This is a genomic window from Ralstonia sp. RL, from assembly GCF_001683835.1.
Taxonomy (GTDB): domain Bacteria; phylum Pseudomonadota; class Gammaproteobacteria; order Burkholderiales; family Burkholderiaceae; genus Ralstonia; species Ralstonia mannitolilytica.
This window is the reverse complement of the sequence record NZ_LWRX01000017.1, coordinates 1-23,972: the sequence shown is the minus strand read 5'-3', so window position 1 is coordinate 23,972 and position 23,972 is coordinate 1. Positions and strand designations below refer to the sequence as shown.

20 protein-coding genes are annotated in these 23,972 nt (G+C 65.9%); all 20 read left to right on the top strand.

Annotation, left to right across the window (positions count from 1 at the left end; all coding sequences use genetic code 11):
- On the top strand, window positions 1-3,544 hold a 3,544-nt coding region (locus A6M56_RS02660), incomplete at its 5' end, for an FAD-binding oxidoreductase (RefSeq protein WP_286757725.1).
- Window positions 3,541-3,993 (top strand): HIT family protein, encoded by a 453-nt coding sequence (locus A6M56_RS02655; protein WP_045785780.1) that lies wholly within the window; start codon window positions 3,541-3,543, stop codon window positions 3,991-3,993. The genes A6M56_RS02660 and A6M56_RS02655, both read left to right, overlap by 4 nt.
- Before the next feature lie 97 nt (window positions 3,994-4,090).
- A complete protein-coding gene (locus A6M56_RS02650; RefSeq protein ID WP_102080721.1) occupies window positions 4,091-5,935 on the top strand; it encodes an ABC transporter ATP-binding protein/permease in 1,845 nt (614 codons plus the stop codon).
- Between the two features lie 34 nt (window positions 5,936-5,969).
- A complete protein-coding gene (locus tag A6M56_RS02645; protein WP_045785782.1) occupies window positions 5,970-6,386 on the top strand; it encodes a gamma-butyrobetaine hydroxylase family protein in 417 nt (138 codons plus the stop codon).
- A 54-nt stretch (window positions 6,387-6,440) separates the two neighbouring features.
- Window positions 6,441-7,172: a bifunctional demethylmenaquinone methyltransferase/2-methoxy-6-polyprenyl-1,4-benzoquinol methylase UbiE gene (gene ubiE / locus A6M56_RS02640; RefSeq protein WP_102080722.1), complete on the top strand. Its 732-nt coding sequence runs from the start codon at window positions 6,441-6,443 to the stop codon at window positions 7,170-7,172.
- A 127-nt stretch (window positions 7,173-7,299) separates the two neighbouring features.
- Window positions 7,300-8,346 (top strand): TIM44-like domain-containing protein, encoded by a 1,047-nt coding sequence (locus tag A6M56_RS02635; protein ID WP_180964281.1) that lies wholly within the window; start codon window positions 7,300-7,302, stop codon window positions 8,344-8,346.
- Window positions 8,347-8,472: 126 nt separating this feature from the next.
- A complete protein-coding gene (locus A6M56_RS02630; protein WP_102080724.1) occupies window positions 8,473-9,129 on the top strand; it encodes a ubiquinone biosynthesis accessory factor UbiJ in 657 nt (218 codons plus the stop codon).
- Window positions 9,126-10,703 (top strand): ubiquinone biosynthesis regulatory protein kinase UbiB, encoded by a 1,578-nt coding sequence (ubiB, locus tag A6M56_RS02625; protein WP_045785786.1) that lies wholly within the window; start codon window positions 9,126-9,128, stop codon window positions 10,701-10,703. Before A6M56_RS02630 ends, ubiB begins: the two co-directional genes overlap by 4 nt.
- 20 nt (window positions 10,704-10,723) lie before the next feature.
- Window positions 10,724-11,353 (top strand): class I SAM-dependent methyltransferase, encoded by a 630-nt coding sequence (locus A6M56_RS02620; RefSeq protein ID WP_102080725.1) that lies wholly within the window; start codon window positions 10,724-10,726, stop codon window positions 11,351-11,353.
- Window positions 11,354-11,575: 222 nt separating this feature from the next.
- Window positions 11,576-13,015 carry a high affinity choline transporter 1 gene (locus A6M56_RS02615; protein WP_045785788.1) on the top strand — a complete coding sequence of 480 codons (1,440 nt, stop codon included), beginning with the start codon at window positions 11,576-11,578 and terminating at the stop codon, window positions 13,013-13,015.
- 246 nt (window positions 13,016-13,261) lie between these two features.
- Entirely contained in the window at window positions 13,262-13,585 is a 324-nt protein-coding gene (locus A6M56_RS02610) for an FmdB family zinc ribbon protein (protein WP_102080967.1), read from the top strand.
- Between the two features lie 31 nt (window positions 13,586-13,616).
- Window positions 13,617-14,354, top strand: coding sequence for a DUF502 domain-containing protein (locus A6M56_RS02605; RefSeq protein ID WP_045785789.1), 738 nt, complete (start codon window positions 13,617-13,619; stop codon window positions 14,352-14,354).
- Window positions 14,355-14,452: 98 nt separating this feature from the next.
- Window positions 14,453-16,279 carry an aspartate--tRNA ligase gene (aspS, locus tag A6M56_RS02600; protein ID WP_045787759.1) on the top strand — a complete coding sequence of 609 codons (1,827 nt, stop codon included), beginning with the start codon at window positions 14,453-14,455 and terminating at the stop codon, window positions 16,277-16,279.
- A 149-nt stretch (window positions 16,280-16,428) separates the two neighbouring features.
- Window positions 16,429-17,295: a hypothetical protein gene (locus A6M56_RS02595; protein ID WP_180964294.1), complete on the top strand. Its 867-nt coding sequence runs from the start codon at window positions 16,429-16,431 to the stop codon at window positions 17,293-17,295.
- A gap of 97 nt (window positions 17,296-17,392) precedes the next feature.
- Window positions 17,393-17,878: a dihydroneopterin triphosphate diphosphatase gene (nudB, locus tag A6M56_RS02590; RefSeq protein WP_045787760.1), complete on the top strand. Its 486-nt coding sequence runs from the start codon at window positions 17,393-17,395 to the stop codon at window positions 17,876-17,878.
- A 1-nt stretch (window position 17,879) separates the two neighbouring features.
- Complete coding sequence (locus tag A6M56_RS02585; RefSeq protein WP_045785791.1) at window positions 17,880-18,626, top strand: endonuclease/exonuclease/phosphatase family protein; 747 nt, start codon at window positions 17,880-17,882, stop codon at window positions 18,624-18,626.
- Window positions 18,623-19,891 carry a cardiolipin synthase ClsB gene (gene clsB, locus A6M56_RS02580; RefSeq protein WP_102080727.1) on the top strand — a complete coding sequence of 423 codons (1,269 nt, stop codon included), beginning with the start codon at window positions 18,623-18,625 and terminating at the stop codon, window positions 19,889-19,891. Before A6M56_RS02585 ends, clsB begins: the two co-directional genes overlap by 4 nt.
- Before the next feature lie 40 nt (window positions 19,892-19,931).
- Window positions 19,932-21,596: an acyl CoA:acetate/3-ketoacid CoA transferase gene (locus A6M56_RS02575; protein ID WP_062739070.1), complete on the top strand. Its 1,665-nt coding sequence runs from the start codon at window positions 19,932-19,934 to the stop codon at window positions 21,594-21,596.
- A 413-nt stretch (window positions 21,597-22,009) separates the two neighbouring features.
- Complete coding sequence (locus A6M56_RS02570) at window positions 22,010-22,600, top strand: TetR/AcrR family transcriptional regulator (RefSeq protein WP_045787761.1); 591 nt, start codon at window positions 22,010-22,012, stop codon at window positions 22,598-22,600.
- 53 nt (window positions 22,601-22,653) lie between these two features.
- Window positions 22,654-23,972, top strand: a 1,319-nt coding sequence (locus A6M56_RS02565; protein ID WP_286757723.1) for an acyl-CoA dehydrogenase family protein, incomplete at its 3' end; no start/stop codon positions are given.

Below are 23,972 nucleotides of genomic sequence, written 5' to 3'. Positions count from 1 at the left end.
CAAGGACAACATCAAGTTCGACGGCCTGTCGCGCGTGTCGCACGTGACCGACGCCACCGACTGGCGCGTGGAATACCCGTTCGTGGTGCTCACGCCCGACACGGAAGAAGAGATCGCCGGCATCGTCAAGGGCTGCTTCGAGCTCGGGCTGACCATCATTCCGCGCGGAGGCGGCACCGGCTACACGGGCGGCGCCGTGCCGCTCACGCCGTTCTCGGCCGTCATCAATACCGAAAAGCTCGAGCGTCTGGACGCAGTCGAGATGACCGACCTGCCGGGCGTCGACCACCCCGTGCCGACCATCTATTCGGGCGCCGGCGTGGTCACGCGCCGCGTGGCCGATGCGGCGGAAAAGGCCGGCCTCGTGTTCGCCGTGGACCCGACCTCGATCGACGCTTCGTGCATCGGCGGCAACGTGGCCATGAACGCGGGCGGCAAGAAGGCCGTGCTGTGGGGCACCGCGCTGGACAACCTCGCCTGGTGGCGCATGGTTGACCCGGACGGCAACTGGCTCGAAGTCCAGCGCCTCAATCACAACCTCGGCAAGATCCACGATGCGCCGGTCGTCACGTTCGAGCTGAAGTGGTTCGACGGCAATGCGCCCCTCGGCGCCAAGCTGCTGCGCACCGAGACGCTCACCATCGAAGGCCGCAAGTTCCGCAAGGAAGGCCTTGGCAAGGACGTCACCGACAAGTTCCTGGCCGGCCTGCCTGGCGTGCAGAAGGAAGGCTGCGACGGCATCATCACCAGCGCGCGCTGGATCCTGCACCGCATGCCGAAGTCGATCCGCACCGTGTGCCTGGAGTTCTTCGGCCAGGCGCGTGACGCGATCCCGAGCATCGTCGAAATCAAGGATTACCTCGACGCCGAGACCAAGAAGCCCGGCGGCGCGATCCTCGCGGGCCTGGAACACCTGGACGAGCGCTACCTGCGCGCGGTGGGCTACGCCACCAAGAGCAAGCGCAACGCGTTCCCGAAGATGGTATTGATCGGTGACATCGTCGGCGACGACGATGACGCCGTGGCGCGCGCCACCTCCGAAGTGATCCGCCTGGCCAACGGCAAGAGCGGCGAAGGCTTCGTGGCCGTGAGCCCCGAGGCGCGCAAGAAGTTCTGGCTCGACCGCTCGCGCACGGCCGCGATTGCCAAGCACACCAACGCCTTCAAGATCAACGAAGACGTGGTGATTCCGCTCAACCGCATGGGCGAGTACACCGACGGCATCGAGCGCATCAACATCGAGCTGTCGATCAAAAACAAGCTCAAGCTGGCCGACGCGCTGCAGGACTTCTTCGCGCGCGGCGACCTGCCGCTGGGCCGCACCGACGACGCCAACGAGATCCCGAGCGCCGAACTGCTGGAAGACCGCGTCCAGCAGGCCCAGCAACTGGTGCGTGCCACGCGCGCCCGCTGGCAGTACCTGCTCGACCATCTCGACACGCCGGTGAACACGGTGCGCGCCAGCCTGATCGGCCTCGGGCTCGGCTATCTCGCGCAGACCATCGACGAGCGCCTCGAGACGCAGCCCGACGCGAACCTGTTCCACCTGCTGCAGGACCGCACGATCCGCGTGTCGTGGAAGGCCGAGATCCGCGCCGAGCTGCGCAAGATCTTCAACGGCGGCGAGTTCAAGCCGATCCTCGACGAGGCGCAGGCGATCCACAAGCAGGTGCTGCGCGGCCGCGTGTTCGTGGCGCTGCACATGCACGCCGGCGACGGCAACGTGCACACCAACATCCCCGTCAACTCGGATGACTACGACATGCTGCAGGACGCCCACAAGGCGGTGGCCCGCATCATGACGCTGGCGCGTTCGCTGGACGGTGTGATTTCGGGCGAGCACGGCATCGGCATCACCAAGCTGGAGTTCCTGACCGACGACGAGATCGCGGACTTCGCCGCCTACAAGCGCCGCGTCGATCCGAACGGCCGCTTCAACAAGGGCAAGCTGCTGCGCGACATCAACGACCCGCAGGCGATCGCCGCCGACTTGCGCAACGCCTATACGCCGTCGTTCGGCCTGATGGGGCACGAGTCGATCATCATGCAGCAGAGCGACATCGGCGCCATCTCGGAATCGATCAAGGACTGCCTACGCTGCGGCAAGTGCAAGCCGGTGTGCGCCACGCATGTGCCGCGCGCCAATCTGCTGTACAGCCCGCGCAACAAGATCCTCGCCACGTCGCTGCTCATCGAGGCCTTCCTGTACGAAGAACAGACGCGCCGCGGCGTGTCGATCAAGCACTGGGAAGAGTTTGCCGACGTGGGCGACCACTGTACCGTGTGCCACAAGTGCGTGACGCCGTGCCCAGTCAAGATCGACTTCGGCGATGTGTCGATGAACATGCGCAACCTGCTGCGCAAGATGGGGCAGAAGAAATTCAACCCCGGCACCGCAGCGGCGATGTTCTACCTGAACGCGACCAACCCCGAGACGATCAACCTCACCCGCAAGGTGATGTTCGACTGGGGCTACAAGGCGCAGCGTCTGGGCAATGACATCCTGAAGAAGTTCGCCAAGAAGCAGACCGCGCATCCGCCCGCCACGGTGGGCAGGCCGCCGGTGCGCGAGCAGGTGATCCACTTCATCAACAAGAAGATGCCGGGCAACCTGCCCAAGAAGACGGCGCGCGCGTTGCTGGACATCGAGGACAACGAGATCGTCCCGATCATCCGCAACCCCAAGGTCACCACGCCGGATAGCGAGGCGGTCTTCTACTTCCCGGGTTGCGGCTCGGAGCGCCTGTTCTCGCAGGTGGGCCTGGCCACGCAGGCGATGCTGTGGCATGCCGGCGTGCAGACCGTGCTGCCGCCGGGCTACCTGTGCTGCGGTTATCCGCAGCGCGGCACTGGCCAGTTCGACAAGGCCGAGAAGATCGTCACCGACAACCGCGTGCTGTTCCACCGCGTGGCCAACACGCTCAACTACCTCGACATCAAGACGGTGGTGGTGAGCTGCGGCACCTGCTACGACCAGCTCGCGGGGTATGAATTCGACAAGATCTTCCCGGGCTGCCGGATCATCGACATTCACGAATACCTGCTGGAGAAGGGCGTGAAGATCGACGGTGTGCAAGGCACGCGGTACATGTACCACGACCCCTGCCACACCCCGATCAAGACGATGGACCCCACCAAGCTGGTCAACCAGCTGATGGGCGGCAACATCGGCGCCGATGGCCAGACCCGGGCGATCGAGAAGAACGACCGCTGCTGCGGCGAGTCGGGCACGCTGGCGATCTCGCGCCCCGACATTTCCACGCAGGTCCGCTTCCGCAAGGAAGAAGAGATGCAGAAGGGCGCCGACAAGCTTCGCAGTCTCGGCCAGACCGCAGGCCAGGGCGGCGAGGCGTTCAACGGCGACGTGAAGATCCTCACGAGCTGCCCGGCATGTCTGCAGGGCCTGTCGCGCTACACCGAAGATGTTTCGGTGCAGGCCGACTACATCGTGGTCGAGATGGCGCGTCACGTGCTCGGTGAAACCTGGCTGCAGGACTACGTCGCGCAGGCCAACGCCGGCGGCATCGAGCGGGTTCTGGTGTGACGGCTGCGACGACCGGCGAACGGGCGCCCGGCTGCGCATTGTGCGAGACCGATGGCGGCGAGCCCGTCTGGCGCAATGCCCGGGCGCGCGTGGTGCTGGTCGAGCATGCGCGCTTTCCGGGCTTTTGCCGCGTCATCTGGAACGACCACGTCGCCGAGCAGACCGACCTGCCCGACGCCGATCGCCACTGGCTGATGGAAGTCGTGGCGCGCGTGGAGCGCGTGCTGCGCGCCGAGCTGGTGCCGGACAAGATCAACCTTGCCAGCTTCGGCAACTTCGTGCCGCACCTCCACTGGCACGTCATCCCACGCTACCGGTGGGACACGCACTTTCCAGAAGCCGTGTGGGGGCCGGCGCAGCGCGAGCCGGATGCCGCGCGCCTGGCAGACATCACCGCCAGGCTGCCAGCGCTGTCGTACGCCCTGCAATCGGCGCTCGCCGACGTTTGAGCGTCCGCCGTCGGCTACGCGTCGCCATCGTCCTGCGCGGAACCCGCCGGCCGCGCAGATCGTCAGATTCCTTTTCTGTCGTGTCACAGCCCTCGCCATGACGACACCGCGCACCGCCGCCACCGCCGATTCCCGCAAGGATTCCATCGCCGAGCTGAATGTCCACCACGGCCGGCTGAACCTGCCCGAGACGTGGAAGCTCATCCGCCCGTACTGGTTTTCGGAAGACCGCCACAAGGCCTGGGGGCTGCTTGCGCTGGTGATCGGCCTGAACCTGTTCCTCGTCTACATGAACGTCCTGTTCACGGACTGGAACCGGCTCTTCTACAACGCCCTGGAGCAGAAGAACTACGGCGAGTTCTGGATACAGCTGGGGCGTTTTTCGTGGATCGCCGCGTTGCTGATCATCGGCTCCATCATGCGGCTGTACTACTCGATGATGCTGCAGATGCGCTGGCGGACGTGGATCACCGGCAGCTTCCTCGACGACTGGCTCGGCAAGCAGGCGTTCTACCGCCTCGAACAGACCCACAGCGCGGACAACCCCGACCAGCGGATCGCCGATGACCTGCGCACCTTCACCGATGCGACGCTCACGCTGGCGCTCGGCTTCCTGAATTCCGCCGTCACGCTGGTGTCGTTCTTCGGCATCCTGTGGGCGGTGTCGGGGCCGCTGGCGTTCAGTCTGGGGGGGCACGATTTCGTGATTCCGGGCTACATGGTCTGGTTTGCGCTGCTGTACTCGATCGTGGGCTCGGTCATCATCCACTTCGTGGGGCGGCCACTGATCGGGCTGTCGTTCCAGCAGGAGCGTTACGAGGCGTACTTCCGCTTCCTGCTCGTGCGCGTGCGCGAGAACAGCGAGAGCATCGCGCTCTACCGCGGCGAGCCGACCGAAAAAGCCATTCTCCGTGGCCGTTTCGAGCGTATCCGTGCCAACTGGAACCAGTTGATGGACTACACGCGGCGTCTCACGTTTGCGAGCTCCGGCTATGCGCAGTTCGCCATCATCTTTCCGTTTCTGGTTTCGGCGCCGCGCTACTTTGGCGGCACGCTCACGCTGGGCGGCATGATGCAGGTCGCCACCGCGTTCGGGCAGGTGCAGGATGCGATGTCGTGGTTCGTCACCAACTACCGCACGCTGGTGACATGGAAAGCCTCCACGAACCGTCTGATCGAATTCCAGCGCGCCATCCGCGCCGCCGAGCGGGAAGAGGAACGCCGAGCCGGGGTGCGCGATGTCGAGGTCGAAACCGCTGCCGTGCCCGCCATCGAGGCCCACGGCCTCGCGCTGAACCTGCCGAACCGCGCACCCGAAGACCTGCTCGTCGAGCCGTTTGACATGACGATCGGGCGCAGCGAACGCGTGCTCGTCAACGGCCCCTCCGGCTGCGGCAAAAGCACGCTCGTGCGCGCCGTGGCCGGCATCTGGCCGTACGGCACCGGTCGCATCGAGGTTCCCGAGGGCGCGCGCGTGCTGTTCTTGCCGCAGCGCAGCTACCTGCCCTCGGGCACGCTGGCCGATGCGCTGTCGTATCCCGATCTCGCCACGCAGTACACCGCCGAGCGCCTGGAGCAGGTGCTCACCGCGTGCCGTCTGCCAGGGCTGGTCGGCCTGCTAGACGAGGTCAGCAACTGGAGCCTGCGCCTGTCGCCGGGCGAACAGCAGCGCCTGGCCTTTGCGCGCGCGCTGCTGCAGCGTCCCGACTACCTGTTCCTGGACGAGGCCACCAGCGCACTCGACGAAGACACCGAGGCGTTCATGTACAGCCTCCTCCTCGAATCGATGCCCGATGTGACGATCGTCAGCGTGGCGCACCGCAGCACCGTGGCTCGGTTCCACCATCGCCGTCTGCGCTACATCCCCGAGGGCGACCTGTTGACTGCGGTAAGCTATCGGGTCGTGGAGGAGCCTGCGCCCGTGGCGCTCGCGGCTTCCTAGTACATCGTTCTTACGCAATCAACGAGACGTTTTCATGGCCGGACTGTCCGCCGACACCCCGCACCCGACCGGCATCACGGTGCATACGCAATCGCGCGTGCTCGAGATCGCCTTTGCCGACGGCAAGCACTTCAGGCTGCCCTTCGAGTATCTGCGCGTGCTGTCGCCGTCTGCCGAAGTGCAGGGGCACGGGCCCGGCCAGGAAGTGCTGCAGACCGGCAAGCGCGATGTCGGCATCGTGGGGGTGGAGCCGGTCGGCAACTATGCGATCCGGCCGCTGTTCTCCGACGGCCACGATTCCGGCATCTACGACTGGGCGTACCTGTATCGCCTGGGCGTAGAACAAGACGCGCTGTGGCAGGCGTATCTCGATCGCCTCGCGGCAGCGGGCCTGGACCGTGACGCGCCGATGGCACCGAACGCCGGGCACGCCTGCGGGCACAGCCACTGATTTCCGATTCACTTCGCAGCGCCTGCGCGCTGCATCTGCATCTCTTTTTCCGTCATGAGCCAAACCCACTTCGGATTTCAGCAGGTCGACGAGCGCGAGAAGGCCAGCAAGGTCGCCGGCGTGTTCCATTCCGTCGCGAGCAAGTACGACGTGATGAACGACCTGATGTCCGGCGGCCTGCACCGCGTGTGGAAGATGTTCACCATCGCCCAGGCAGCGGTACGCCCCGGCTACAAGGTGCTGGACATCGCCGGCGGCACGGGCGACCTGGCCAAGGCGTTCGCGCGCCAGGCAGGCCCCACCGGTGAGGTGTGGCTGACCGACATCAACGAGTCCATGCTGCGCGTCGGCCGCGACCGCCTGCTCGATGCCGGCGTCCTGACTCCGACCGCGCTGTGCGACGCGGAGCACATTCCCTTTCCAGATGCTTACTTCGACGTAGTGACAGTGGCATTCGGCTTGCGCAACATGACGCATAAGGATCGGGCGCTCGCAGAGATGCGCCGCGTGGTCAAGCCCGGTGGCAAGGTCATGGTGCTCGAGTTCTCGAAGGTGTGGCAGCCGCTGGAAAAGGCCTACGACGTGTATTCGTTCAAGGTCCTGCCGTGGCTGGGCAGCAAGGTGGCGGGCGACGCCGAGAGCTATCGGTATCTGGCGGAGTCCATCCGCATGCACCCGGACCAGGAAACGCTCAAGCAGATGATGGAACGGGCCGGATTGGACTCGGTCGAATACTTCAATCTGACGGCGGGGGTCGTGGCACTGCACGTTGGCCGTCGGCTCTAAGCCGCTTTCGTTGTCCACCGGACGGGCGATGCAGCGCGCTGCGGCGATATGCCACGATCCTTCACATTGAATTCGGCATGGACGTCTTCATCTGATGGCGTCACTGCCTATTGGAGAGAAGACAGCGATGAGTTTGCACTGGGGTGGAAAATTGATGGCGGGCGCGCTGGTTGCGACGCTCGCATTTGGCACGGCGCTGGACGCCAACGCCAAGCGCATGGGCGGCAGCCGCAGCGTCGGCAAGCAGTCGTCCACCGTGACACAGCGCCAGCAGACACCGCCGGCTACCACGCCGTTGCCCACGCAGCAGGCGGCACCGGCGGCGCAGCCGTCGCCGGCGGCACCGGCTCCGGCAGCGCCTGCGGCCAAGCCGGGGCGTAACTGGGGCGGTATGCTGGGCGGCCTCGCTGCCGGCCTGGGCCTCGGTTATCTGCTGTCGAAGTTCGGTCTGGGCGCTGGCCTCGCCTCATTCCTGTCGAACCTGATCCTGATTGCCCTGATCGCCTTCGTGGTGATGTGGATCATCCGCAAGGTGCGCGGCAGCCGTCCGCAAGGTCCGGCCTACGCCACGGGTGGCCCGTCGCTGGGCGGCGACCGCGAGCCGTACGTGCCGCAATCTTCCGCTCCGGCCCCGCAGGCTTCCACGCCGGTGGCTTCGTCGCTGAACACCGGCAACACGTCGGGCCTGGGTGCAGGCGCACCGACGGCTGCCCAATCCTGGAACCTGGGCGGCCCCGCCGAGCCGGCGCTCAACGCGCAGCCTGCCGCTGCCGCTGCCGCACCGCAGCAGCCGTGGGGCGTGCCCGCTGATTTCGACACGCAGGCGTTCCTGCGCAACGCCAAGGTCTACTTCATCCGCCTGCAGGCCGCATGGGATGCCGGCAACCTGAACGACATCCGCGAGTTCACGACGCCGGAGATGTTTGCCGAGATCAAGATGGATCTGGCCGATCGTGGTGCCGCGCCGAACAAGACCGACGTGATTTCGGTCGAGGCGGAGTTGCTTGGCATCGAGACGCAGGCGAGCGAGTACCTGGCCAGCGTGCGGTTCTCGGGCATGATCCGCGAAGAAGCCAACGCGCCGGCGCAGCCGTTCGCCGAGGTGTGGAACCTGTCCAAGCCCACGCAAGGTGCCGGCGGCTGGGTGCTGGCTGGCATCCAGCAGTTGCAGTGATGCGGTGACGACTTGAAGCGGCGCGAACGGCCGTTTCACCATTGCCCGTAAAATAGGGCCCGACCGACCGGTTCGGGCCCTTTTTGCTGCCCGTCGGCTAGCCCGCTTCCTGCGTTTCACCACTGCATGTCATCGACAGCCTCCTCGTCTCCGTTTCCGTCCGTGCTGATGCAGCCGTTGCTGCTTGCGCTCAATCACCTGCTGCGTCAGGAGCCTTGGGCCCAGGAGATGCTACGGCCGTTTGCGGGCCGCGCGGCCCAGTTTGATCTGGCGCCCCTGTCGATCACGCTGCAGGTGGACGCGGCCGGCCTGGTGATCGCGCCGGCGGCCGATGTCGAACCCGCCGTGACGGTGGTGGTGCCGCTTGCAGCCGCGGCCAGCGATTACGCCACCGGCGGCCAGGCGGCTGTGCTCAAGCATGTGCGCATCGACGGTGAAGCGGAGTTCGCCAACGCGCTCTCGACGCTGCTGCGAAACCTGCGCTGGGATGCGGCGGAAGATCTGTCGCGGGTCTTCGGCGACGTGATCGCGCAGCGCATGGTGAGCGGTGCCCAGGCTGCGCGCATCGAGGCCGCCCGCGTCGGCCGTTCGTTGGCGGAATCGGTTGGGTCGTACCTGACCGATGAGCGACCCACGCTCGTCCGACACGCGCGCCTGGCGCAGTTTGCCGCCGACGTGGCCGCGCTGCGCGATGCCGAGGCGCGGCTCGCCAAGCGCCTGGAACGGCTCGAGGCACGTTCGCGCCCCGCAGCCGAGATGCGACGTCGGGGTGAATTGGCATGACGCGTCTCCTTCGGCTGGGCAAGATCGTCTTCGTCATCCTGTACTACGGGCTGGATCAGCTCGCACTGTCGGGTTTCAAGAGCCGTCGCATCCGCGCGCTGGTCTGGCTGCTGACGCTCGGCCGCAAGCCGAAGCGCCCGCGTGGCGAGCGTCTGCGGCTGGCGCTCGAGCAGCTCGGTCCGATCTTCGTGAAGTTCGGGCAGGTGCTGTCGACGCGGCGTGACTTGCTGCCGCCCGATGTGGCCGACGAACTGGCCAAGCTGCAGGACCGCGTGCCGCCGTTCGACCCCAAGGTGGCGGCGGCCATCGTCGAGAAGTCGCTGGGCAAACCGCTGTCGGCGCTGTTCCATCGCTTTGACCATCATCCGGTGGCAAGCGCATCGATTGCGCAGGTGCATTTCGCGACGTTGCGCGGTGGCCCGTGCGATGGCCGGGAGGTCGCCGTCAAGGTGTTGCGCCCGGGCATGTTGCCGGTCATCGACAGCGATCTCGCCCTCATGCGGGACCTGGCCACGTGGATGGAAAAACTGTGGGCCGACGCCAAGCGCCTCAAGCCACGCGAGGTCGTCGCCGAGTTCGACAAGTACCTGCACGACGAGCTGGACCTGATGCGCGAGGCGGCCAACGCCAGCCAGCTGCGCCGCAACTTCGCCAAGTCGGATCTGCTGCTGGTGCCCGAGGTGTTCTGGGACTGGTGCACGTCGGAAGTCTTTGTGATGGAGCGCATGCACGGCGTGCGCATTTCGCACACCGAAGAGCTGCGCGCGGCCGGCGTGGACATGCACAAGCTCGCGCGCGACGGCGTGGAGATCTTCTTCACGCAGGTCTTCCGCGACGGTTTCTTCCACGCCGACATGCACCCCGGCAACATCCTCGTGAGTGTGGCGCCCGAGACGCTGGGTCGCTATATCGCGCTGGATTTCGGCATCGTCGGCGCGTTGTCGGAGTTCGACAAGAACTACCTCGCCCAGAACTTCCTGGCGTTCTTCCAGCGCGACTACCATCGCGTCGCGGTGCTGCACATCGAGTCAGGCTGGGCGCCGGAAGAGACCCGCGTCGAGGAACTGGAAGGCGCCATCCGCGCGTGCTGCGAGCCGTATTTCGACCGGCCGCTCGGCGAGATCTCGCTGGGCCTCGTGCTGATGCGTTTGTTCCAGACCTCGCGCCGCTTCAACGTGGAGGTGCAGCCGCAGCTCGTCCTGCTGCAGAAGACGCTGCTCAACGTGGAAGGCCTCGGCCGCCAGCTCGATCCGGATCTCGACCTGTGGAAGACCGCCAAGCCCTTCCTCGAACGCTGGATGCACGAGCAGGTCGGCTGGCGCGGCTTTGTCGACCGCCTGAAGGTGGAAGCACCACAGTGGGCCAACAAGCTGCCCGACTTCCCGCGCCTGATGCACCAGATCCTGGATCGCCACGCGCGCGACGACGGCCATGCGCAGACGGCGGCGCTGACTGCGCTGCTGGCCGAACAGCGGCGCACCAATCGCTTGCTGTCGGCGGCGCTGCTGTTCGTCGGCGGTTTTGCCGTCGGCATCATCGCCACGCACGTGTTGGCGTGGCTGGCCCGGCATTGATCCCTGATCCTCGCGCTGCCATGGCTGAACCGCCCGTCTTCCAAACCCGCGACGCCGCCGACCCGGCCTTCTGGGACGAGCGCTTCAGCCGCGAGCACACGCCCTGGGACGCCCGCGGCGTGCCAAACGCGTTTCGGCAATTTTGCGAGGCGCAGCCCACGCCGCTTTCTACGCTGATTCCCGGTTGCGGCAATGCCTACGAGGCCGGGTGGCTCGCCGAGCGCGGCTGGCCGGTCACCGCGATTGATTTTGCACCGAGTGCCGTGGCGTCCGCCCGGGCCATCCTCGGCCCGCACGCCGATGTGGTGGAGCTGGCCGATTTCTTCCGCTTTGCGCCGCGCCGTCCGGTGCAGTGGATTTACGAACGCGCGTTTCTGTGCGCCATGCCGCGCCGGCTCTGGCCCGGCTACGCCGCGCAGGTCGCAGCGCTTCTGCCGCCGGGCGGCTTGCTGGCCGGGTTTTTTGCCGTGGTCGAGGGCAGGGAGGCCGTGCCCAAGGGGCCGCCGTTCGAGACCACGCAGCCCGAACTGGACGCGCTGCTCTCGCCGAGCTTCGAACGCATCAGCGACACGCCGATCGCCGAAACCGAGTCGATTCCGGTCTTTGCGGGCCGTGAGCGCTGGCAGGTCTGGCGGCGCCGCGCCGACTGAACGGCAACGCGGCGGGCCTGGCTGTTGGTGCAAAGCAACATAGGCGCCGGTCCGAAAAAAGCCTGCCGCCGCCCGTCGCGGGGCCCTGCGTAAAAAAACAGCAAAACGCCGGCATTCGTGGTCGCACCAATGCCCCGGCGCACAGTCCCATCGCTATAATCCCGCCATTTCGCCCGGCGCCCCTGGCCGCCGATGGGATTTCCAGCCTCTTTCGCGCGTGCCATGCTGATCTGGTTTGTCATTATTTACTGGGTGATTTCGGTCGGGATCGGCCTATGGGCCGCGCTGCGCGTGCGCAATACCGCCGACTTTGCCGTGGCCGGACGCAGTCTGCCGTTCTATGTCGTGACCGCCACGGTGTTCGCTACCTGGTTCGGTTCCGAAGCCGTGCTGGGCATCCCCGCAGAGTTCCTCAAGGACGGCCTCCATGGCGTGGTGGCGGACCCGTTCGGTTCATCGCTGTGCCTGGTGCTGGTGGGCTTGTTCTTTGCCAAGCCGCTGTACCGGATGAACCTGCTCACCATTGGCGACTTCTACCGCAACCGCTTTGGGCGCCTGGCAGAGACGCTCACCACCCTGTGCATTGTCGTGTCGTACCTGGGCTGGGTGGCGGCGCAGATCAAGGCGCTCGGCCTGGTGTTCTATACGGTGTCGGACGGCGCGGTCTCGCAGGAGCTGGGCATGATGATCGGCGCGGGCAGCGTGCTGGTGTACACGTTGTTCGGCGGCATGTGGTCGGTGGCGGTGACTGACTTCATCCAGATGATCATCATCGTGATCGGCATGCTGTACATCGGCTGGGAAGTGTCGGGCCAGGCCGGCGGCGTCGGCACCGTGGTGGCGCACGCGGCGGCTTCGGGCAAGTTCTCCTTCTGGCCATCGCTCAATCCCATCGAGATCATCGGGTTTGCAACGGCGTGGATCACCATGATGCTCGGCTCGATCCCGCAGCAGGACGTGTTCCAGCGCGTCACGTCCTCGCGCACGGAGCGCATTGCCGGAGCCGCTTCGGTGCTGGGCGGCGTGCTGTATTTCATGTTCGCGTTCGTGCCGATGTTCCTGGCGTACTCGGCCACGCTGATCGACCCCGAGATGGTCAAGCAGTACATCGAAAAGGACTCGCAGCTGATCCTGCCCAACCTGGTGCTGCAGCATGCGCCTGTATTTGCGCAGGTGATGTTCTTCGGTGCGCTGCTCTCGGCCATCAAGAGCTGCGCGAGCGCGACGCTGCTTGCACCGTCGGTCACATTCGCCGAAAACGTGCTGCGCCCGCTGCTCCCGAACATGGAGGACAAGCGCTTCCTGCGCGTGATGCAGGCCGTGGTCCTCACGTTCACCGTGCTGGTGACGCTCTTTGCGCTGAATTCGCACCTGTCGATCTTCCATATGGTCGAGAGCGCCTACAAGGTCACACTGGTGGCGGCGTTCGTGCCACTGGCCTTCGGCCTGTTCTGGAAGCGCGCGACGAAGCAGGGCGGCCTGCTAGCCATCGTCGTCGGTCTGGCGGTCTGGATCGGATGCGAGGTGTTCCATCCGGATGCGGCGCTTCCGCCACAGTTGGTCGGCTTGCTGGCCAGCCTGAGCGCCATGATCCTCGGCTCGCTGGGCCCGCAGTGGATCGAGAATCGCGCTCCGACCACCAATGCGGCCACGCAAAGCTGAGGCGGTTGCACGCGGCGTGCACGGTGTGCCACTTTATGGCGCGTGGCCATCGCCGGTTCTGCATGGGCGGTCGGGAATTTCCTCGAAAGGGTTTATAATTCAAGGCTTTGCGCGCCGGTACTTGCAATCGGCGCGTCTGCCCTGATCTTCCGCGAGCCTGTGCGCGTTCCGCGCCGTGTTCGTGCGTTGCGCAGGCATATTCTCCAATCGCTTTCTCGACTTCGTTTGTTTCAGGGTGAGGACACCATGCCGATCTATGCTTATCGATGCGACGCCTGCGGCCACGCCAAGGATGTGCTGCAGAAGATGAGCGACGCGCCGCTCACCGATTGCCCCGCCTGCGGTGCGCCGGCATTCAAGAAGCAGCTGACTGCCGCGGGCTTCCAGCTCAAGGGTTCGGGCTGGTATGTAACGGATTTCCGCGGCGGTTCGGGCGGCACGTCGGCTGCCGGCACGGGCGCCAAGACGGACGCCGCCGCGCCGGCGGCTTCGTCGGAGAGTGCGTCGTCGGCTGCCAGCGCCGCCCCGGCGGCCTCCGGCGGTTGCGGCACGTCGTGCGCGTGCCACTGAACGCGTCGCTCATCTCTCGGCCCGCCACTCCATGAAACAAAAAACCAGCGCACTCAAGACGTGGTTCCTGACCGGTCTTCTGGTGCTCGTCCCGCTTGCGATCACGCTGTGGGTGCTGTCACTCATCATCGGCACGATGGACCAGAGCCTGGCGCTGCTGCCGTCGGCCTGGCAGCCCGATCAGCTGTTCGGCCGGCGTATCCCCGGTGTGGGCGCGATCCTCACCCTGGCGTTCATCCTGATCGTCGGTGTGGCAGCGCACAATTTCATCGGCCAGAAGCTGGTGACGTGGTGGGAAGCGCTGGTGGGCCGCATTCCGGTGGTCGGCCCGATCTATTCGAGCGTGAAGCAGGTGTCCGACACCCTGCTGTCGTCCAACGGCAATGCGTTCCGCAAGGCGCTGCTGGTGCAGTACCCGCGCGAAGGGTCTTGGACGATCGCCTTCCTGACCGGCCGCCCTGGCGGGGATGTTGAAAACCACCTGCAAGGCGAGTACGTCAGCGTGTATGTGCCGACCACGCCGAACCCGACGTCGGGCTTCTTCCTGATGATGCCCAAGGCCGATACCATCGAGCTGGACATGACGGTGGATGCGGCGCTCAAGTACATCGTGTCGATGGGTGTGGTGGCGCCTGAAGCGTTGCCGCGCCGCATGGACCCGCCCGATGCCTCTCAACAGACGGAGGACCGGTCGCCGGCAGCATCGCCGCGCGACCCCTCGAATCCGACCGCGCTGCCCGATGCCGGCGGCGCCGTCTCAGCCCCTTGATCACGTATTCGGCCGGCAGCGCGCATCACCCTGCCAGCCTTCCTCAACTTTTCACGCGCGACGCTCTGTTGGCGGCGCGCTTCGCGGAAAACCACAACATGCAAATGCGTACTCAATACTGCGGTCAGGTCACCGAACAACTGCTCGGCCAGAGCGTCACGCTCTCGGGCTGGGCGCACCGCCGCCGCGACCACGGCGGGGTGATCTTCATCGACCTGCGCGACCGTGAAGGCCTGGTCCAGATCGTCTGCGACCCGGACCGCCCCGAGATGTTCAAGGTGGCCGAAGGCGTGCGCAACGAGTTCTGCCTGCAGGTGAAGGGGGTCGTGCGCGCCCGCCCGGAAGGCACCACGAACGCCAACCTGGCCAGCGGCAAGGTGGAGGTGCTGTGCCATGAACTGACGGTGCTGAATGCCTCCGTCACGCCGCCGTTCCAGCTCGACGACGACAACCTGTCGGAAACCACGCGCCTGACGCACCGCGTCCTGGATCTGCGCCGCCCGCAGATGCAGTACAACCTGCGCCTGCGCTACAAGGTCGCGATGGAAGTGCGCAAGTACCTCGATGCGCAGGGTTTCATCGACATCGAAACGCCGATGCTCACCAAGAGCACGCCCGAAGGCGCGCGCGATTACCTCGTGCCCTCGCGTGTGAACGCCGGTCAGTTCTTTGCGCTGCCGCAGTCACCGCAGCTGTTCAAGCAGATGCTGATGGTGTCGGGCTTCGACCGCTACTACCAGATCACCAAGTGCTTCCGCGACGAAGACCTGCGTGCCGACCGCCAGCCCGAGTTCACCCAGATCGACTGCGAGACCTCGTTCCTGGGCGAGCAGGAAATCCGCGACCTGTTCGAGGAGATGATCCGCACGGTGTTCAAGAACACCATGTCGGTCGAGCTGGACGCCAAGTTCCCGGTGATGGAGTTCCGCGAGGCGATGGCCCGTTTCGGCTCGGACAAGCCGGACCTGCGCGTCAAGCTGGAATTCACCGAGCTGACCGACGCCATGAAGGACGTCGACTTCAAGGTGTTCTCCGGCCCGGCCAACGCTGAAGGCGGCCGCGTGGTCGCACTGCGCGTGCCGGGCGGAGCTTCGCTGTCGCGCGGCGATATCGACGCGTACACCAAGTTCGTCGAAATCTACGGTGCCAAGGGCTTGGCCTGGATCAAGGTCAACGAAGTGGCCAAGGGCCGCGACGGCCTGCAATCGCCGATCGTGAAGAACCTGCACGACGCCGCCATCGCCGAGATCGTGAAGCGCAGCGGCGCACAGGATGGCGACATCCTGTTCTTCGGTGCCGACCGTGCCAAGGTCGTCAACGACGCCATGGGCGCGCTGCGCCTGAAGATCGGCCACTCGGAGTTCGGCAAGAGCAACGGCCTGTTCGAAGACGCCTGGAAGCCGCTGTGGGTGGTGGACTTCCCGATGTTCGAGTACGACGAGGAGGACGCGCGCTGGGTGGCGATGCACCATCCGTTCACGAGCCCGAAGGACGAGCATCTCGAATACCTCGAGACCGATCCGGGCAAGTGCCTGGCCAAGGCCTACGACATGGTCCTCAACGGTTGGGAAATCGGTGGCGGCTCGGTGCGGATCTTCCAGGAGGAAGTCCAGAGCAAGGTCTTCCGTGCCCTGAAGATCGGCGAGGAAGAGGCGCGTGCCAAGTTTGGCTTCCTGCTGGATGCGCTGCAATATGGCGCGCCTCCGCATGGTGGCATCGCGTTCGGCCTGGACCGCATCGTCACGATGATGGCCGGCGCCGATTCGATCCGCGATGTCATTGCCTTCCCGAAGACGCAGCGTGCGCAGGATCTGCTCACGCAGGCCCCGAGCCCGGTCGACGAGAAGCAACTGCGCGAACTGCACATCCGCCTGCGTGCCGCCGAGGGCAAGGTAGCTGCGCCGACGGCCGCAACGACCGCCTGACTGCCCGCGGGCTTTCACCTCAAGGCAACCGCGCCAGCCCGCAAGGGCGGCGCGGTTCGTTCTTTGTGCGGTGCCGACGCGGGAACATTGCATGCTGAACGCACTCTTTTTGTTGCAGTCACGCGGGGTGACAACGAAAGGAGACCGTTCTGATGGAATTCGTCGATTTTGTGCGCGTATGGGCGGCCGCGCATGCTGAACTTCTGCTCACCTGGCTGGTAGCCGCACTCGTGATGATGACGCTGGCCTGGGTCGAACTGCGCCGCGCCACACGTCGCGCTGCCATGGCGATGACCGAGGCTGTCGCCACGACCGTCGCCGCATGTGTCCCCGACATTGCTGCAGCGGCGCAGGGCGCACATCCGGCCGGCACGATGCCCTCCGGCCCTTCCACGGCGCTGGCACAGGCGATGCGGGCCTTGAGCCTTCAATCCGCCGAGCGCATGCAGTGGCTGCATGCCGTCGCCAATCTTCGCCTGCCCGATACGGCGCTGCCCGCCGTCGCACCCGATTCGCCTGTGCATCCGATGGTGTACGACACGCCGCGGCCGCTGGCCGAGGCCTACCTCGCCGCCGAACGGCGGTTTGCCGACCATGCGCGCGCCCTGCTCGCCGAGCGCCGTGCCGTCCAGGCGCTGGAAACCGCCGAACGCGACGGCACCGGCGAGCTGCATCGTATCGAACGTGAAACATCCGTGATCGTGGAGCGCTTCGAGCAGGCCAATGCGCAATCGGAACAGACCGACGTGCAGCGTTTCCTTATCCAGAAGTTCAACGTGCTGGGCAATCGCGAGCGTGAGCTCACCGCGCAGCTTGCCGCGCTGCGGCAACAGCTTGCCGACCGCGCCGAGGCGCTGTGGGCCCAGTCGCAGCGGGCCGCGGAAGACTACGCGGCGGCCCTCGATCCGCTGCTGGCCGCGGCACGCCGCGAGCTTGGCCACGAAACCGCGGCGGACGACACGGCATTGTGGCTGGCCAGGGCACGTGCCGGCCAAGGCCCTTCGTCAGCCGCCTGATTGCCACGGCGCGCTGACCGTCAGGGTGGCACGCTTCTGGCTGCGGTAAGCTATGGCCCTGCGGCGCGTTCGCGCCGTGCACCGCAACGCCCTTGACATGCCGCACAAGATTCCCGTTTCCGTCCTCGTCGTCATCCACACGCCCGACCTGCATGTGTTGGTGATGGAGCGGGCGGACCACCCGGGCTTCTGGCAGTCGGTCACCGGCAGCTGCGACGCGCTGGACGAGCCCCTGGCCGAGACCGCCCGCCGCGAGGTGCTGGAGGAAACCGGCATCGATGCGGCCGGGCACCATCTGATCGACTGGGGCCACCACATCGAATACGAGATCTACCCGCACTGGCGGCACCGCTACGCGCCGGGCGTCACGCGCAATACCGAGCATTGGTTCGGGCTGCTGGTGAGCGGGAAGGTGCCGGTCCGGCTCTCGCCGCGTGAGCACCTGCAGGCCGAATGGCTGCCCTACGAAGACGCCGCCGCGCGCTGCTTCTCGCGCAGCAACGCCGAGGCCATCCTTCAGCTTCCGGAACGGCTGGCTGCCTACACCGCGCGGCGGGCCGCGCTCGTCAAGGATCAGGTGTGACATGCTGCGTCTGCGCGTCGCCACCTACAACATCCACAAAGGCGTGACAGGCATCGCGCGCCGCGTGCGCGTGCATGACGTGCGGCAGGGCCTGCACACCATGGACGCCGACATCGTCTTCCTGCAGGAAGTGCAGGACCGCAACGACCGCCTCGTCGCCGCCGAACTGTTCGACCCGAATTACACGCAGCTGCGCTACCTCGCGACCGATGTGTATCCGCACACGGTCTACGGCCGCAATGCCGTGTATGAGTATGGGCACCACGGCAATGCCATCCTGTCGCGCTTTCCGATCCTGCTGTCGGAGAACCTCGACATCTCGGACCACCGCTTCGAGCAGCGCGGGCTGCTGCACGCCGTCACCGATCTCGGCTTCGGTGACGTGCATCTGCTGTGCGCGCACTTCGGCCTGTTTGCACGCAGCCGCCAGCGCCAGGCCGAGGCGCTGATCGAACGCGTGCGCGCCGTGGTGCCGAAAGAAGCGCCGCTCGTGGTGGCAGGCGATTTCAACGACTGGAACAACCGTCTCGACCGTGTCATCTGCCAGGCCCTGGGCGCCGTTGAAGTGGCCGACAAGGCCGCCGATGCGCGGCCCGTGCGCACCTTTCCCAGCCATCTGCCCTGGCTGCGGCTCGACCGCATCTACGTGCGCGGCTTCGAGGTCGAACGCGCGCATGCGCTGACCGGCCGTGAATGGGCGCAGCGCTCCGACCACGTGCCACTGCTGGCAGAACTGGCGCGTCCATGAAGGGCCAGCATGATGCCGGGCCGCTGCGTTCGGAATGGCGGCGGGGTAAGCCCCTGCCGGGCAACAACGTCGACCTCCTGTGCGGCGGCGGCGAATTCTTCCCCGCGCTGATCGAAGCGATCGATCGCGCCACGCGCCGCGTCGCGATCGAAACGTATATCTACGCCGACGATGCGGCCGGGCGCAGCGTGACAGAAGCGCTCGCGCGGGCTGCACGGCGGGGCGTCGAAGTCCATTTGACCATCGACGGGTTCGGAACCGGAACGCTGCCGCCCGACCTCGCAGCGATGCTCGACGCAGCGGGCGTGACGTGGCGCGTTTATCGGCCGGTGCGCGGCTTTCGCCTGCAGCGTCGCTACCTGCGGCGCCTGCATCGCAAGCTCGCCGTCGTGGATGACGACGTGGCGTTCGTCGGCGGGATCAACATCATCGATGATCTCAACCATGCGCCGTTCGACGATGCATCGCTGGGGCCGCGGTATGACTTTGCGGTCCGTGTGCGCGGGCCGCTGGTGGCGCAGATTGCGCTGACGGCAGACCGGTTGTGGTGGCAGATGGGCGTGCGCGCCGGTATGCGGCAGGTGGGCGTGACCGGCGTGGCAGCCGATTTTCCGCTGATCACCGATACGCCGCGGCCCCGTCATCGTGGCGCATCCGGTCGCGAGAGCGAACCTGCGCCAGGCAGCGTGCTGGCGTCGCTGGTCCTGCGCGACAACGTGCGCAACCGGCGCGCGATCGAGCGCGAATACCTGCGCGCGCTGGGCACGGCGCGACACGAGGTGATCATCGCCAACGCGTATTTCCTGCCGGGCGTGCGGTTCATGCGCGCGCTGGCTGCCTGCCGGCACAGGGGCGTGCGCGTGCGCCTGCTGCTGCAGGGCCAGGTCGAATACCGGCTGCAGCATTACGCGACGCGCTCGCTGTATCACATGCTGCTGCGTGACGGCGTGGAGATCCACGAATACACCGCCAGCTTCCTGCACGCCAAGGTGGCGGTGGTGGACGAGCGCTGGGCGACCGTCGGCTCAAGCAACATCGACCCGTTCAGCCTGCTGCTCGCGCGCGAGGCCAACGTGGTGGTCTGGGATGCCACCGTGGCCAACGAGTTGCGCGCCGCGCTCGAAGCGGCCATCGCGCAGCACGGGCGCTGCGTGCTGGCCGACGCGCACGCAGCGCGGCGCTGGTGGTGGCGCCTGGCCGACTGGTTCGCCTACCAGGTGGTACGGCTGGGCGTCATCATCAGCGGGCGCGCGGCGCAGTATTAGCGCCGCCGACATCAACACAACAAACAAGGACGGAGGAGACATGCAAGTCATCACAGCCGACGAAGCCGCCCGGCTGGTGCAGCCTGGGTGGACGGTCGCGTGCGCGGGGTTTGTCGGCGCCGGCCACGCCGAGGCCGTCACGCATGCGCTGGAACGTCGTTTCCTGGCAACCGGCGAGCCGCGCGATCTGACGTTGGTTTACTCCGCCGGGCAGGGCGATCGCGCCACGCGCGGCGTCAACCACTTCGGCAATCCGGGCATGACGCGATGCGTGGTGGGCGGCCATTGGCGCTCCGCCACGCGGCTGGCCGACATGGCACTCGCCGAGCAGTGCGATGCGTTCAACCTGCCGCAGGGGGTGCTCACGCATCTGTACCGCGCCATCGCCGGCGGCAAGCCGGGCGTCCTCACCAAGATCGGACTGCACACGTTCGTGGACCCACGCACGGAGCTCGACGCGCGCTATCACGGCGCAGCCATCAATGCACGTGCGAAGGCGGCCCGGGCAGCGGGCACCGCTTCGTGGGTCGAGTACGAGCGCTTTCGCGGTGAAGACTACCTGTTCTACCCCAGCTTCCCCCTGCACTGCGTCTTCCTGCGCGGAACCTCGGCCGACCCGCGCGGCAACATCAGCACGCATGAAGAAGCCTTCCACCACGAGCTGCTGGCGATGGCGCAGGCGGCGCGTAACTCCGGCGGCATGGTCATCGCGCAGGTGCGCCGGCTGGTGGATCGGCATGACAACCTGCAAGCGATCCACGTGCCCGGCATCCTCGTAGACTACGTGGTGGTTGCCGAAGACGAAGCCGAGCACCAGATGACCTTCGGCGAGGCCTTCAACCCAACGTACATCCGCCCCTGGCAAGGCGAGGCCCTCCAGCTCAAGGAAGACGCCCTCGAAGCCAGCGAAGCGCTGCAGGCCAATCTGCACGGCGCGCTCGACGCCCGCACGCTGGTGCAGCGACGCGCGGTGCTGGAGCTCATGGCGCAGCAGCCGCGTGTGGTGAACCTGGGTGTGGGCATGCCGGCAGCCGTCGGTGCGCTGGCCGAGCAGGAAGGGGCGCGGGGTTTCACGCTCACCGTGGAAGCCGGCCCCATTGGCGGCACGCCTGCGGATGGCCTGAGCTTCGGCGCCTCGGCGTATCCCGAGGCGGTGGTCGACCAGCCCGCGCAGTTCGATTTCTATGAGGGCGGCGGCATCGACCTCGCCATCCTCGGATTGGCCGAACTCGATGGCGCCGGCAACGTCAACGTGAGCCTGTTCGGCGAAGGCGGCGATACCGTCGTTGCTGGCGTCGGCGGCTTCATCAATATCACGCAGAGCGCACGTTCGGTGGTATTCATGGGCACCCTCACCGCCGGCGGCCTGCAGGTCGAGGCGGAAGACGGCAAGCTGCGCATCGTGCGCGAAGGACGGCTCAAGAAGATTGTGCCGGCCGTCTCGCACCTCACCTTCAACGGCGAGTACGCGGCCAGCTCGGGCATCCCGGTACGCTACGTCACCGAGCGGGCGGTGTTCGAGATGCGCGACGACGGCCGCGGCGGCCGGCGGCTGACCCTCACCGAGATCGCCCCCGGCATCGACCTGCAGCGGGACGTGCTTGCTCAATGTGCGGCCGACGTTGCCGTGGCGGCCGATCTGCGTGAAATGGATGCCCGTATTTTCCGCCGCGGTCCGATGTGCGCGAACTCCGCATCGGCGTGATTTCTGCCGTTTATGTACTGACGGGTAGCACTAGAAAATCACTCGGAGAGGCTGCGCCGCACGTTTATTCCAGGTGCGGTGCACATCCTGCAAAGCGTTGCAGACAAAGGGTCTACGAGCTCCACGCTGCGCTGCGAAAGACGCGCAGCCGGCATCTTCATTTAGATGTCGCTTTCTAATAAAACACTTGCCGGTCAACAGGGCCCTGTAAATAATTGAACGACCGTTCGATTTTGGGCTAGAGTGTTTGCGCAGGCTGGTTTACAGTCCTGCCCGGCACGCGAAGGGCGCCCTGCAGGGCGCTGGCTCTGCCAGCGTATTCCGGCGTGTCAGGCCCCAGAAAAGAACGGAGAGAAATCATCATGCGTCACCCGACCGCTCGTCTCGAATCCAATCACGCAGTCACCACGCCGATGCGTAAAGGCGAGCTGACACGTGCGGCGATTCTCGATGCCGCGCTGGAATTGGCCTCGCGCGACGGGCTGGAAGGATTGACGATCGGTGTGCTCGCGGAGCGCATGCAGATGAGCAAGAGCGGGGTGTTCGCGCACTTCGGCTCGCGCGAGGATCTGCAGGTGGAAGTGGTTCGCGAGTATCACAAACGGTTCGAGCAGGAAGTCTTCTACCCCAGCTTGAAAGAACCGCGCGGTCTGCCGCGCCTGTGGAGCATGGTGCGACGCTGGATGGAGCGCCGCATTCAGGAAGTCACCACGGGCTGCATCTACATCAGCGGCGCGGTGGAGTACGACGATCGTGCCGAAAGTCCGGTACGCGACGAACTCGTCAAGAGCGTGACGATCTGGCGGGCGGCACTGACCCGCGCGATCGAGCAGGCAAAGGAAGAAGGCCACCTGCGTGCGGAAGTGGACCCGCAGCTGATGCTCTTCGAGATGTACGGCCTGGAACTGGGCCTGCATCACGACGCGCGTTTCCTGCGGTTGCCCAACAGCGCCGAACTGGCCATGGTGGCTCTCAACAAACTGATTCAGTCTTACCGAACCTGACGCGGCATCGCACACCTAGCGGGTCGCGCGGCACACACCAAGGAGCACCAGAGATGGGTCAATACACCGCACCGTTGCGCGACATGCAGTTTGTCCTCCACGAGCTTCTCGACGTCGAGGGCCACCTGAAGGAGATGCCGCAGCACGCGGAGATCGATGCCGACACCATCAACCAGGTGATCGAAGAAGCCGGCAAGTTCTGCTCCGAAGTCATCTTCCCGCTCAACCAGAGCGGCGACCGCGAAGGCTGCACGTACCACGGCGACGGCGTGGTGACCGCACCAAAGGGCTTCAAGGAGGCCTATCAGCAGTACGTGGAGGCCGGCTGGCCCGCGCTGGGCTGCGATCCGGAATACGGTGGCCAGGGCCTGCCGATCCTGATCAACAATGCGCTGTACGAGATGCTGAACTCGGCCAACCAGGCCTGGACGATGTATCCGGGCCTGTCGCACGGCGCGTACGAAGCCCTGCATGCGCACGGCACCGACGAGCTCAAGCAGCGTTACCTGCCCAAGCTGGTGTCGGGTGTGTGGACCGGCACGATGTGCCTGACCGAGCCGCATTGCGGCACCGACCTCGGCATCCTGCGCACCAAGGCCGAACCGCTGGCCGATGGCTCGTACGCGATCACCGGCACGAAGATCTTCATCTCGGCAGGCGAGCATGACCTGTCGGAAAACATCATCCATCTGGTGCTGGCCCGCCTGCCGGACGCGCCGGGCGGCACCAAGGGCATCTCGCTGTTCGTGGTGCCGAAGTTCATTCCCGATGCCGACGGCAACCCGGGCGAGCGCAACACCGTGAAGTGCGGCTCCATCGAACACAAGATGGGCATCCACGGCAACGCCACGTGTGTCATCAACCTCGATGGCGCCAAGGGCTGGATGGTCGGCGAGCCGAACAAGGGCCTGAACGCCATGTTCGTGATGATGAACGCCGCACGCCTGGGGGTCGGCATGCAGAGCCTGGGCCTGACCGAAGTGGCCTACCAGAACTCCGTGGCGTACGCCAAGGAGCGCCTGCAGATGCGCAGCCTGTCGGGTCCGAAGGCACCGGACAAGCCGGCTGACCCCATCATCGTGCACCCGGATGTGCGCCGCATGCTGCTGACCCAGCGCGCCTATGCTGAGGGCGGCCGTGCGTTCAGCTACTGGATCGCGCTGCAGATCGACCGTGAGCTGTCGCATCCGGACGAAGCCGTGCGCAAGGACGCGGCCGACCTCGTCGCGCTGCTGACCCCGATCGCCAAGGCGTTCCTGAGCGACAACGCGTTCATCTCCACCAACGAAGGCATGCAGGTCTTCGGTGGACACGGCTACATCTCCGAGTGGGGCATGGAGCAGTACGTGCGCGACGCCCGCATCAACATGAT